Consider the following 11,568-nt stretch of genomic DNA (forward strand, 5'->3'; position numbering starts at 1 on the left):
GCCGTCTCGAGCGAGTAGTCAAGGTCAGCGACCCAGCCGAGCTGGAACGGAGTGCCATCGCTCCACTCTGCTGGTCCACCACCGGAGATGACACCGACAGCGGTGTCTCCCTGGTAGACCGCGCCACCGGAGTCACCCGGCTGCGAGAACGGATCGGCGATCGTCGATTCAACGGCGAAGCCGTGAACCCAGCGCCCGCCGACGTTCATCCAATCAAAGCCGACCTGTTCGGCCGGAATGACCTGACCTTCGGTGACACCGGTGGTCCGACCCGACTTCGAGACCGAACCTTCGGCGTGAGCGCCGACCTTGCTGATCGGCTTGACGCTGGTGGAGAGATCATCCGAATCGGCGGTGGTCCAGTCGGTCACGCCGTTCTTGACGTCGTAGGTCGCGTCATCGAGCTCGATGACAGCGAAGTCGATGTCATCGGGCTTGGGCTGGGGATCGGTGGGGACGCCTTCGATGACGTCGCTGCCGAACTTCGTGAAGCCCCATTGTCCGAGGGGGCCGACACCCTGAGGCTGGAAGCCTTCGCCGCCGTTGGCCTGAGCGGTCGAGGGCTGCTCGGTGTCGACAATCGTCGACTTGCCGACGGTCTCGTTGGTGGTCTCGTCGAGAACTTCGGCGCAGTGACCTGCAGTGAGAACCACAGGATTTCCCGCTCCGTCCCAACCCGAGAATCCGGTCGAGCAGACGCCCGAGCCGCCGGGCACCGACATCAGGTAGCCGGCGCCACCGACGGCGTCGGTCTTGGCGTGAGGCTCAAGCTCCTTGACGCCGAGGGTGACCTCTACGTTGGAGTACTTCTCCTGAAGCTCCTTGACTTCCTTCGTCTCGGCTTCGACGCCGATGTAGAGCTTGCCGCCGTTGATGCCGAAGGCGTTGACGCCCTCGATGTCGGCTGCGACAGCGGCCGCCTTCTTCTCGTTCTGCACGTCGAGCTTCTGCGGCACCTTTGCGGCTGCCGAGGCCGACGCGGACGGGGTTGCGGCCGCGGCGGGAGCAGCGGCGAATGCGCCGCCCAGTCCCAATGCCACAGCAGCGCTGAACGCCAGCGAACTCTGCACGAGTTTCTTCTGCATACTTTTACGTCTCTCTTTCGGGAGCTTCCAATGTCGACCGACTTCCTACATCGCTCGGCGCTCGGGGAGCGCCAGGCGTTGTGCGTAAAGTCACGAATCGATTGACCTTAGTCACAGAAAGATTACGGTTTGGACACGGCTTCTACCAAGAAATTGCTCATGAAACAGTGAACAAAAAGAACGAAACAGCAAGTGCCCTCGACCACATGGTCAAGGGCACTTGCTGTAGTTGGGCCGCGTCGCCACAGGTCGGACGCGGATTTTACCGCACGTCAGAGGCTTTTCTCGCGACGACCGCGGAGCTCAGGCTCCCACGATGCCGGGGTCAGTCCTACTTCGCACGACGCATCGTCATTACGACTGCCGCACCGCCGATGACAAGCAGACCGGCTCCCGCCGCGAGACCGGTCATCTCAGCACCGGTGCGGGGCAGATCCGCTCCACCTCCGGCGCTTCCGCCGCCCTGACCTTCCTCATCGGAAGTGACCTCGAACGAACCGGTCAGCGGCTTCTCCTTGGCAGAGTCGTTTGCGCCGGTAGCCTCCAGGTCGTACTTGCCGACATAGGCTTCCGGGTCGTTCTCACTGGTTCCGTAGACCGCGAAGGTGGCCTTGCCGTCCTTGTTCGCAGTCTCCTTCAGCTCGATGCCTTCGACATCCTTCGGCCCGCCGACGACCTCAAGTGTGACTTCCTCCCCCTCCTCGAAGCCCTCTGTCGTGATCGTCACGCTCTTGTCCTTCTTGACGAAGTCCGACGCGGCAATCTGCTCGGGGTCGATGGTGATCCCCCGCTCGGCAGGAGCCTCGGGCGTCTCCTCCGGGGACTCGACGGTGACGTCGAACTTCGTCGCCTTCGATTCCTGGCCCTTGACGGCGGCTGTCGCCGAGTACGCATATTCGCCCGGCTCGGCGGGCCCCTGAAGGGTGAAGCTGCCCTTGTCGTCGACCTTGACGGTCTCGCTGCCCTTGACCGAAGCATTCGATGCGGTAGAGCTCTTCGACCCGGAAGCATTCGACTCGCCCGCTGGCTTCCAGCTGACGCTCACCTCGGCGCCGGGCTTGGCTTCACCTTTGACTTCACCTTCGGGTTCGATGGTCTGGTCCTCGACCACGGGAGCCTTCGGCGCCGGAGCTTCCGGCGCTTCCTTCTCGAGGTTGAAGTCGACTCCCGACTCCTCGAGTGAGTAGTCGAGGTCGGCGACCCAGCCGAGCTGGAACTTCGTTCCGTCCTCCCATTCGGACTCTCCGCCTCCGGAGATCACTCCGACGGCCTTGTCGTCCTGGAACACGGCTCCGCCGGAGTCGCCGGGCTCTGAGAACGGATCGTCGATCGATGATTCGACCGCGAAACCGTGGACCCAACGGCCGCTGACATTCATGAACTCGAACGGAGCCTGCTCGGCCGAGATGACCTTGCCATCGGTCAGGCCGGTCGTCCGGCCCGACTTCTCGACGGTGCCTTCATGGTGAGCGCCGACCGAGGTGATCGGCGTCGTCGAGGCGGACAGATCGTTGGAATCGGCACTCTTCCAATCGGTGACGCCGTTCTTCACGTTGTATCTGTCGTCGACCTCGATCACTCCGAAGTCGATGTCGCCCTCGTTGCCGGTCGTCTCACCCTCCTGCACCGGGCTGCCGAACTTGTTGTAGCCCCACGAACCCAGGGCACCGATCCCATTGCGGTCGAACCCTTCGCCCCCATTGGCGGTCGAGGTCGACGGTCGTTCGGTGTCGACGTGCTTGGTCGCGCCCAGGGACTGACCGGAATCCGCGTCGATGTCCTCAGCGCAGTGACCAGCTGTGAGGATGATCGGCTTGCCGTCGCCGTCCCAGCCGGAGAACCCGGTGGAGCAGGAGCCGGTCTCGCCGGTGCTCGGTGTGTCCATGAGGTACCCGGCTCCACCGACGACGTCGTTCTTGGCGTGCGCCTGGAGCTCTGGGACGCCTGTCTTGACGACGACCTTCTTTGCGCCGTACTTCTTCTTCAGCTCCTTGATCTCGTCCGACTTGAGATCCTTGTCCTTCTCGACGCCGAGGTGGAGGGTTCCGTCCTTGAAGCCGAAGGCGTTGACCTCGTCGACCTGTTTCGCAGCCAGCTCCGCAGTCTGCTCAGTCAGCTTCGGCGCTTCGACAGCGGTGGCCGGAGCGGCGAAGAATGCCGTTCCCAGACTCACTGCTGCGGCAGCGGTCAACGCCAGTGAGCGCGACGCGATGTTCTTCTGCATACTCTTCGATCTCTCGTTCGTCAGTCAGTTGCCCACGCAACGTTACGAATTGATAACGGTGGCACGCAATCTCGCTTCGAGCATGACTGAACACAACGAACTAAAGTGCAAGTGCTCTTGCTCTGTCCTGCGCGAGCCCCCGCGTCCCAGCTGCGTTCCGCCCGCGTCCCGACCGAGTTCCTGACCGTGTTCCGAGCATGATCACGCGCCGAGCCTTATAGGATTGGCCCATGCGTTCACTTCGATCAGCACCGGTACCACTGCTCATCCTCACCGGATTCCTCGCCGTTCTGGCGCTGGTGCTCACCGCGTGCGACAAGCAGGAACCGACCGATGGCCTCGGTGACGGCTCCGCCCCGGAGACGAGCGAAGCGACCACCGCTCCCCCGGCAGACACCGGGGACACGAGCAGGATCGACGTCGATTCGCTGACCTCCGGGCGCTGGTATGCGGCGGCCCAGGGTGACCCATTCCTCGAGTTCACCCAGCAGGGCGCAGTCTCCGGAACAGACGGTTGCAATGCCATCGCGTCGACATGGAGGGCTGAGGGAGACACGATCAGCATCAAGCCGTTCACGACGACTCAGAAGGCCTGCGCGGGCGTCGATCCGTGGCTCGGCAACGTCTCGAAGGTGAAGGTCGACGGCGACACCATGACTGTCTTCGACATCAAGGGCAACGAGATCGGCGAACTGAAGAAGGTGGAGAAATGACTCACCCATTCATCGGCACCTGGCGGGCAGATGCGAACCCCCGCGCCTTCCTCCGGTTCACCGAGGACCATCAGGTCCAGGGCAGCGACGGGATCAACCGTCTCGTCACCACGTGGGATGAGGACGGACGGATCGCCTCGGCGGACAAGAGCGAAGTTGCGGACGACGGCGAAGATGGGAACTCCGGCGACGTTGCCGGCAAGGGTGCAGGTTCGAAGGCGATGATCCGGCCCGCGATGACGACCCTGATGGCCACTCCGAACCTGCAGGCATGGGTGACCGGTGCCCGCACCGTTGAGGTTCGCGGTGACGAACTCGTCGTCTTCGATGTCCGGTCACAGGAAGTCGGCAAGCTTCGCCGCGACCTCGAGGCAGATTAGCCCTCGAGGCAGACCAGTCCTCGGGTCAGCCCAGTCCTCGCAGAAACCCCATCACTCACCACTCAACGAATCGATAAAGGGAACGCTCTCATGGCCGGTGGTCTCATCGCACTCCTCGACGATGTCGCAGCGCTCGTCAAACTCTCCGCAGCCAGCCTCGACGACGTGGCCGCCGGTGCCGGCCGAGCGGGCTCCAAGACCGTCGGCGTCGTCGTCGACGATGCCGCGGTGACTCCCAAGTTCGTCGAAGGAGTCGACCCCAAGCGGGAACTGCCCATCATCCGGCGCATCGCGCTCGGTTCGCTGTTCAACAAGATCGTCATCATCCTGCCGATCATCCTCCTGCTCAGCCAGTTCGTGCCGTGGCTGCTCACCCCCCTGCTCATGGTGGGCGGCACCTATCTGTGCTTCGAGGGCGCGGAGAAGGTCTTCGAGAAGTTCGGCTGGATCGAACATCACGAGAAGCCGGTGACGAAGCAGCCCAAACACGGCAAAGACGCCGAAGGGGACCCCGAGAAGAAGATCGTGCGCGGTGCCATCACCACGGACTTCGTTCTCAGCTGCGAGATCATGGTCATCGCGCTCAACGAGGTGGCTGTGGAGTCACTGCTCAACCGCGCCGTCATCCTCGTCGTCGTTGCTCTCGCGATCACCGTCGGCGTCTACGGAGTCGTGGCACTGATCGTCAAGATGGACGACATCGGCCTGCACATGGCGGAGCGGACCAAGCCCGGTGTTCAGAAGTTCGGAAGATTCCTCGTCATGGCGATGCCGAAGCTGCTCGCCGCACTCTCCGTCGTCGGAACCTTCGCAATGCTGTGGGTGGGTGGCCACATCATCCTCGTCGGCACCGACGAACTGGGCCTGCACGCCCTCTACGGATTCGTCCACCACCTCGAAGAGCCGGCCGCGGCGGTCGCAGGCATCGGCAGCTTCCTCGGATGGCTGGTCAACACCTTCTTCTCCCTCATCCTCGGGCTGATCTGGGGCAGCATCGTCGCCGGAATCGCTCTGGGCATCACCGCCCTGATCAAGAAGGGTCAGAAGGGCGAAGCTCCTCAGTCCAGCGTGGAGGCGCCGGAGAAGGGTCAGAAGGGCGACACAGCTGCGAAGTAGAGGTCAGGCTCGCTTCCCCGGCATTCCGGGAACGATCATCGGCGCTCCCGTGACCGGGTCGTCGATGACAGTGCAGTCGATCCCGAACACCTCGCGGACCAATTCGGTGCTGACGGTGTCGCTCGGCGCGCCTTGGGCGACGACCGCACCGTTCTTCATCGCGATGATCGAATCCGCATACCGGCACGCCTGGTTGAGGTCGTGGAGCACAGCGACCAGCGTGTGGCCACGCTCGCGGTTGAGCTCCGAGAACAGGTCGAGCAGGTCGATCTGGTAGGCGAGGTCGAGGAACGTCGTCGGCTCGTCGAGCAGCAGCAGGGGCGTCTCCTGGGCCAGCACCATGGCCACCCACACACGCTGGCGCTGACCGCCGGAGAGTTCGTCGACCGGACGGGCGGAGAGCACGTCCGTGTTGGTGGCCCGCAGTGCCGCGAGCACTGCCGCCTCATCGGCGTCGGTCCACTGCCGCAGGAACGACTGATGCGGGTGGCGGCCGCGGGCGACCAACTCGCCCACGGTGATGCCCTCCGGCGCGATCGAGCTCTGCGGCAGCAGGCCCAGCCGTCTGGCGATCTGCTTCGTCTTCATGGTCGCGATGTCCTGCCCGTCGAGCAGCACGGTCCCGGCGGTCGGCGGCAGAAGCCGGGCGAGGGCGCGCAGGAGCGTCGACTTCCCGCAGGCGTTCGGCCCGACGATGACGCTGAACGCGCCGGCCGGGATGTCGATGTCGAGGCCCGAGATGATCTGACGCTGGTCGTAGGCGAGGTCGAGGCCGCGGGCGGCGAGTGGAGCAGGAGCATCTGTGTCGACCAAGGCGCTGGAGGGTCGGTTCACCTCGGCGGTGATGAGAGTCTGAGGATTCATAGTGCCTTCCGAGCTTCGTGGACGAGCAGCCAGATGAGGTAGATCCCGCCGATGCACACGGTCACGACGCCGACGGGCAGCTGGATGTCTCCCAGTGCATGCTGGGCGATGAGGTCGGCGGCGACGAGCAGCAGGGCCCCGACGGCGGCCGCGGACAGGAGGCTGGTTCCCTGGGCCCTGGCGATCCGTCGTCCGATCTGCGGGGCCGCCAGCGCGACGAACGCGATGGGTCCCGCGGCGGCGGTGACCACGGCGACCAGCGCCACACCGCAGAGGATGAGGGCGGCTCGAACGGGTTCGTTGCGCACTCCGAGCGCCTTGGCGGTGTCGTCGCCGAGTTCGAGCGTCGACAGATCGCGAGAGAAGAGACCGCAGGCGATCGTCAGCACGATGGTCGCGATGCCCGCCGGGATGATCGTCTCCCACCCCATCGCATTGAGCGTGCCGGCACCCCAGGTCGCGGCCGCCATCGCGAGGTCGAGGTCGGCCCGCATGATCAGCCACGTGTTGAACGCGCCCAACATCGCGGTCAGGGCGATGCCGACGATGATGAGACGGAAACCCTGGACACCGCCCTTCCAGGTCAGGAGGTAAACGAGGACGGCGGTGGCGAGGCCGCCGATGACCGCGCCGGCGGCGGTGGAGAGGTAGCCGGCGCCGAAGACGAGGATCGTGAGGATCCCACCGGTGTAGGCGCCGGTGGAGAACCCGATGATGTCGGGGCTGCCGAGTGGATTGCGGGTCAGGGATTGGAACACGGCGCCCGAGACGCCGAGGCCCGCGCCGAGGATGATGCCGGCCAGAACGCGCGGAGCCCTCCATTCGGCGACGACGATGTTGACGATCCGCCGCTCGGCCTGCCCGAACAGCCCGGCGAACACATCCGCCGGGGTGAGGTCGAATTCGCCGAGCAACAGGGCGACGAACCCGCAGGCCAGGGCGAGAATTCCGAGCACGGCGGCGGTGACGACCACCCGGACGTCGATGCGGAACCCAAGGACCCGCAGCATGGGCCGGCCGAAGTCGACCCGCTCCCCCGTCGTCGCTCGAGCAGTTCCCGCGATATCCGACGTGGCCGTCGTCGATGCCGCCTTCACAGTCCGCTCGCCTTCTTCCGGCGGACGAGGGCGATGAGGACCGGGGCGCCGACAAAGGCCGTGACCACGCCGACCTGCAGTTCGCCGGGTCTCATCACGACGCGGCCGAGGACGTCGGAGACGAGCAGCAGGACAGGTGCGAGCAGTAGCGAATAGGCGAGGATCCAGCGTTGGTCCGTGCCGGTGATCCAGCGAGCGATGTGCGGGATCATCAGGCCGACGAACGCGATCGGACCGGCCGCCGCCGTGGCCGCACCCGCGAGCAGGGTCACGGCGAGGATCGACAGGACTCTGGTCCGGTGCACGGAGACGCCGAGGCCCGCCGCCAGATCGTCACCGAGCGCCACTGCGTTGAGCGCGCGCGACAGGAGCAGAGTGAGGACGACCCCGGCTGCGATGAAGGGAGCGACCGCGCTGACCGTGTCGAAGCCGCGGCCGGCGATCGCCCCGACGTCCCAGGCGCGGAACGCATCGAAGGCGCGCTCATCCGTGAGCAGGATCCCCTTCGTCAGCCCGGTGAGGACCGCGGCGACCGCGACCCCCGCCAGAGTCAGCCGCATCGGGTCGACGCTGTGGCCGGGCCCCGCCGCGCCGATGAGGTAGACGGCGATGGTCGCCAGCAGTGCACCGACGAATGCGAACCAGATGTAGCCGGAGATCGAGGTGATGCCGAAGAAGCCGACCCCGATCGCGACTGCCAGGGACGCTCCGGCGTTGACCCCGAGGATGCCGGGGTCGGCCAGCGGATTGCGAGTCAGCGCCTGCATCAGTCCTCCGGCCGCCCCGAGGGCGAGGCCGACGAGGATGCCGAGCACTGTCCGCGGCAGCCGCATCTCGAGGACGACCAGGTGGTCGCTGCTGCCGGTGGGTGCCGTGAAGGCGCGGACCACCTCGGAGACGGGAATGTCCCGGGAGCCGAGCGCCAAAGACGCGAGGACCATCACGCCGAGGGCGACCGCGGTCACGAGGAGCCCGATGGCCCGTCGCCGCCGCAGACCGGTGCCGGTGGCCGGAGCAGGGCCGGACGCTGCGTCCGCATCGGTTCCACGACCGCGTCCCGCACCGACTGATGACGGCGCCGAGGTGGTGGCGAGACTGGTCATGGCAAGTTCCTTAGGTTCGACTAACGAAGGGCAGTCTCACCTAAGTTATCAGATGGAGTCGATGCGCTCCGAGACCTGCCGCTGGATCCGCGAGAGCATGCCGCTCATACCGCGTAGCCGCAGGGGGCTCACGGCCTGGGTCAGCGATAGCCGCAGGGGCAGATCGGCAGGAACCGACAGCACCGCCTCGGCGGTGAGACCGTCGAGCCCCTCGCGGAGGATCCCGGCGAATCCCCGCGTCGTCGGGGCCTCTGGTGGGGCGGAGAAGTGCAGGTGCACCGTCGCCCGCTTTCCCTGGTCGGGGTCATCGACCTCGGTGACGAGGAAGATCGGCGACTGGCATTCGGGGACCGGCTCGAGCAGCTCCGGATGCTCAGCATACTTCTCCGGCAGCTCGGGCAACTCCGAGGAGAACTCGAGGAGCAGCTCGAGTCGCTCGCCCGGGTCGGTCTCGGCGAAGTCCTCGACGATCTCCCGCAGGGTCTCGGGCAGGTCGGTGTTCGTGTCCGTGGTCATCAGCGCCCGGGCACCTCACCGGGCTCCGCTCCGACCGCGATGGGAACGCGCACGGCGTTGCCCCATTCGGTCCAGGAGCCGTCGTAGTTGCGGACATTCTCGTAGCCGAGCAGGTGCTGGAGCACGAACCAGGTGTGGCTGGAGCGCTCGCCGATGCGGCAGTAGGCGATGACTTCATCGGAGGTTCCCAGGCCCGCCTGCTCGGTGTAGATCTCACGCAGCTCGGCAGCCGATTTGAAGGTGCCGTCCTCATTCGCGGCCTTCGCCCAGGGCACCGACTGCGCGGTGGGGATGTGACCGCCGCGCAGGGCGCCTTCCTCCGGGTAGTTGGGCATGTGGGTGCGCTCGCCGGTGTACTCCTCCGGGCTGCGCACGTCGATGAGCGGGAACTGTCCCAGCTGGTTGCGGACATCCGGAAGGAACGCGCGCAGCTTCGAGTCGTCGCGTTCGACGACGGGATAGTCGGTGCGCTCCCGTTTCGGCTTCTCCGTGGTGAGCTCACGACCCTCGGCCTGCCACTTCGCGCGGCCGCCGTCCATCAGGCGCACATCCTCGTGGCCGAAGAGGGAGAACACCCACATGGCGTAGGCGGCCCACCAGTTCGACTTGTCGCCGTAGATGACGATGGTGTCGTCGCGGGAGATCCCCTTCTTCGACATGAGCTCGGCGAATCCGGCGCCGTCGACGTAGTCGCGGGAGACGGGATCGTTGAGCTCGGTGTGCCAGTCGATCTTCACGGACCCCGGGATATGCCCGGTCTCGTAGAGGAGGACGTCCTCGTCGCTCTCGACGATGACGAGTCCTGGCTCGCCCGCGTGCTCGGCCACCCAGTCGGTGCTGACCAGTCGTTCGCCGTGGACGTATTCAGCGAACTTGGCCGTGGAATCGGCCGGAATCGATGTGCTCACTCGCTCCTCCTCAGTGTGTCTTCCGCAATGCCCTGCATGTCTTGCTCTGTGTGTTCAGCGCTCTGTGTGTTCAGTGCTCTGTGTGTCTTCCGCAGGGTGATGGCGTCTCGCTGACTCAACGTCGCCGGATCCCAGCATATTCCTGTCCGTGCCCCTGTCGACGCCGGGGCCGTCACCCGCGACCGAGGAACGTCCTCAGCGCGGAGACGAAGGTCTGCGGCTGCTCCGAATGCACCCAATGTCCCGACTCCTTGACGGTGAGCAGAGTCGTGCGCGGGAACAGCTCGCGCATCGTGCTCAGATCGTCGGGTCGGATGTAATCCGACCGCTCCCCCGCCATCCACAGCACGGGATGGTCGAAGCTCCGCGCTCCGATCTCCTCCACGCTCGGAAAGCCCCCGATCACCGGCAGGCGGTCCTTGAGCAGGGCGAGGTTGGGCTGCCACGAGTACCCCGCCGAGGTGGGGCGCAGGTTCTGCAGCAGGAACCCCCTGACCCGGGGGTCGGCTATCGGCTCCCGAAGCGCCTCGTCGGCCTGCCCCCGCGACGTGATCCGGTCGAGGTCGAGGGCTGCCAGGCTGGTCAGCAGATGGTCGAACTCCCCACTGGCTCCGCCCGAGGTGGGGGCGATGTCGACGATGACGAGACGCTCGACCAGCTCAGGGTGCCGCAGGGCCAGCACCATCGCCACCTTCCCGCCCATCGAGTGCCCGACCAGGTGCACGGGCAGCGCATCCGGTTCCGTCACCTCTGCGATCGTGTCCGCGACGGCGTCGGCCATGTCGATGTAGCTCAGCGTGTCCGTCCAGGCGGACTCGCCGTGGTTGGGAAGGTCGACGAGCAGGCTCGAGAAGTCGGGCTCGAGCGCCTTGGCGATCGAGGTGAAGTTCTTCCCCCGGCCGAAGAGCCCGTGGAGGAAGACGACTCTGGGGCCGGCCTGTCCGATCAGTCTGGTGGCGATGTCACTCACGCCACCAGACTACCCGGGTCACTGACGGGCGAAGTCACTGCCGGTTACGGAACTGACGGGCGAAGTCACTGACGGGTGACTGCGCGCTCGAGGGTCGCCAGCGATTCGTCGAGGAATTCGGGTCCGACGACAGGGAACCCTCCGAAGAAATCCCGGGTCTCCTGCGTGGTCGCGGACCAGTCGTAGGTCAGTCTCACCTCGGTGCCGGTCTCGACCTCCTCAAGGTCGTAGCGCCAGCGCCAGCCTCCCGGGATGACGGTTCCGGTCTCGTCCGGCTGACCCGGCTCCCAGGCGATCGACCGTTCGGAGTCGAAGGTCGTCACCGTGTTGTGCATCTGGTAATCGCCTCCGGCGCCCTCGCCGTACATGTTCATCCCGAAGATCTGTCCGACCTCGGTGATGGGCTCGGGATCGAACGCGGTCCGGACCCAGTCGCCGGGTTCGGTCTCCTGGTGACGGCTCGGGTCGGCCAGGACAGCGAAGATCGCCGAGGCGGGCGCCGGGATGGTGCGCGAACGTGAGAAGCGCTCATCGGGGTAGGGATCGGAATCGGCCATTCGGGTTTCCTCTGCTCGTGCCGGTTCCCGGGGGG

The 11,568-nt window shown here is 65.7% G+C and carries 11 protein-coding genes and 1 pseudogene; 3 read left to right on the forward strand and 9 right to left on the reverse strand.

The features are described 5' to 3' along the window. Together RIT73_RS16910 and RIT73_RS16915 are read right to left on the reverse strand one after the other, a co-directional pair. Nucleotides 1–1,085: pseudogene (locus RIT73_RS16910) on the reverse strand (S1 family peptidase); the annotation flags it as partial. 331 nt (nt 1,086–1,416) lie between these two features. Then, nucleotides 1,417–3,309, reverse strand: coding sequence for an LPXTG cell wall anchor domain-containing protein (locus RIT73_RS16915; RefSeq protein ID WP_309133275.1), 1,893 nt, complete (start codon nt 3,307–3,309; stop codon nt 1,417–1,419). Between the two features lie 230 nt (nt 3,310–3,539). Here RIT73_RS16915 and RIT73_RS16920 point away from each other — a divergent pair, with 230 nt between their 5' ends. The 3 genes from RIT73_RS16920 to RIT73_RS16930 all read left to right on the forward strand — a co-directional run bounded on the left by RIT73_RS16920 (nt 3,540) and on the right by RIT73_RS16930 (nt 5,518). Next, the gene (locus RIT73_RS16920) at nt 3,540–4,022 is read left to right on the forward strand and encodes an META domain-containing protein (RefSeq protein WP_309133276.1); all 483 of its coding nucleotides are present in this window, start codon (nt 3,540–3,542) and stop codon (nt 4,020–4,022) included. Then, nucleotides 4,019–4,402: a hypothetical protein gene (locus RIT73_RS16925; RefSeq protein ID WP_309133277.1), complete on the forward strand. Its 384-nt coding sequence runs from the start codon at nt 4,019–4,021 to the stop codon at nt 4,400–4,402. Before RIT73_RS16920 ends, RIT73_RS16925 begins: the two co-directional genes overlap by 4 nt. 90 nt (nt 4,403–4,492) lie before the next feature. After that, on the forward strand, nt 4,493–5,518 hold the full coding sequence (locus RIT73_RS16930) for a DUF808 domain-containing protein (RefSeq protein ID WP_309133278.1): 1,026 nt from the start codon (nt 4,493–4,495) through the stop codon (nt 5,516–5,518). 3 nt (nt 5,519–5,521) lie between these two features. Here RIT73_RS16930 and RIT73_RS16935 read toward each other — a convergent pair whose 3' ends face one another. The 7 genes from RIT73_RS16935 to RIT73_RS16965 form a co-directional block, all read right to left on the reverse strand. Further along, entirely contained in the window at nt 5,522–6,382 is an 861-nt protein-coding gene (locus RIT73_RS16935) for an ABC transporter ATP-binding protein (protein WP_309133279.1), read from the reverse strand. Continuing rightward, nucleotides 6,379–7,392, reverse strand: coding sequence for a FecCD family ABC transporter permease (locus tag RIT73_RS16940; RefSeq protein ID WP_375295026.1), 1,014 nt, complete (start codon nt 7,390–7,392; stop codon nt 6,379–6,381). The genes RIT73_RS16935 and RIT73_RS16940 overlap by 4 nt, the downstream gene beginning before the upstream one ends. Nucleotides 7,393–7,475: 83 nt before the next feature. Then, the gene (locus RIT73_RS16945; protein WP_309133281.1) at nt 7,476–8,582 is read right to left on the reverse strand and encodes an iron chelate uptake ABC transporter family permease subunit; all 1,107 of its coding nucleotides are present in this window, start codon (nt 8,580–8,582) and stop codon (nt 7,476–7,478) included. A 48-nt stretch (nt 8,583–8,630) separates the two neighbouring features. Further along, nucleotides 8,631–9,098, reverse strand: a complete 468-nt coding sequence (locus RIT73_RS16950) for a SufE family protein (protein WP_309133282.1) — start codon at nt 9,096–9,098, stop codon at nt 8,631–8,633. Beyond that, a complete protein-coding gene (locus RIT73_RS16955) occupies nt 9,098–10,006 on the reverse strand; it encodes a sulfurtransferase (RefSeq protein WP_309133283.1) in 909 nt (302 codons plus the stop codon). The genes RIT73_RS16950 and RIT73_RS16955 overlap by 1 nt, the downstream gene beginning before the upstream one ends. 172 nt (nt 10,007–10,178) lie before the next feature. Next, nucleotides 10,179–10,976: an alpha/beta fold hydrolase gene (locus RIT73_RS16960; protein WP_309133284.1), complete on the reverse strand. Its 798-nt coding sequence runs from the start codon at nt 10,974–10,976 to the stop codon at nt 10,179–10,181. 65 nt (nt 10,977–11,041) lie between these two features. Further along, on the reverse strand, nt 11,042–11,568 hold a 527-nt coding region (locus tag RIT73_RS16965), incomplete at its 5' end, for an SRPBCC family protein (RefSeq protein ID WP_309133285.1).

The organism is Brevibacterium sp. (assembly GCF_031179145.1).
Classification (GTDB): domain Bacteria; phylum Actinomycetota; class Actinomycetes; order Actinomycetales; family Brevibacteriaceae; genus Brevibacterium.